Source organism: Rhodopseudomonas palustris (assembly GCF_003591005.1).
Taxonomy (GTDB): Bacteria; Pseudomonadota; Alphaproteobacteria; order Rhizobiales; family Xanthobacteraceae; genus Rhodopseudomonas; species Rhodopseudomonas palustris_K.
The window spans coordinates 1-501 of record NZ_QYYD01000091.1 but is presented as its reverse complement, the minus strand read 5'-3'; the positions used below and the strand labels follow the sequence as shown (position 1 = coordinate 501).

The following is a 501-nucleotide window of genomic DNA, read 5'->3' as shown; positions in this document are numbered from 1 at the left end:
CGGTAGCGCAGCACCGCCGTGATGACGCAGAATCATTTTCTGATCGGCTAAATCATTCAGATCGCGGCGAATGGTCTGCGGGCTGACGGCAAACTGCTCGACAAGCTCTTCGGTACTGACGTATCCCTGTTTTTTTACCAGCTCGATAATCGCGTCATGACGTTGTGTTTGTTTCATGAAATATCCCTGGGAATCTCTACGTTCGTTTTCGCACATTCTGCGTATCAACAAACGCCATCGCCAGCCCGGTCACCAGACCGGCCACGTGCGCACCGTTCGCAATCGACATGCCGAAAACATCAAACCATCCAGCAATTAACCATACTAAAGAGAAGAGTATCAAGCCGCGCTGTAAATAAACGCCGCTCTGCGGATCGCGCTCGCCCCGTAGCCAGACATAGCCCATTAGCGCATAGACTACGCCGGAGAGTCCGCCAAACCACGGGCCGCTGAACTGATGCTGCACAAAGCCGCTCAGCAAAGCGGCGATCACCGTAATCA

The 501-nt window shown here is 53.5% G+C and carries 2 protein-coding genes; both read right to left on the bottom strand.

Features of this window, described 5'->3' with window-relative positions:
• The coding region (locus tag D4Q52_RS26985) for a DeoR family transcriptional regulator (RefSeq protein ID WP_119859483.1) at positions 1-177 on the bottom strand (177 nt) is incomplete at its 3' end.
• Positions 178-196: 19 nt separating this feature from the next.
• A partial coding sequence (locus D4Q52_RS26130; protein WP_119859482.1) for a rhomboid family intramembrane serine protease occupies positions 197-501 on the bottom strand: 305 nt, incomplete at its 5' end.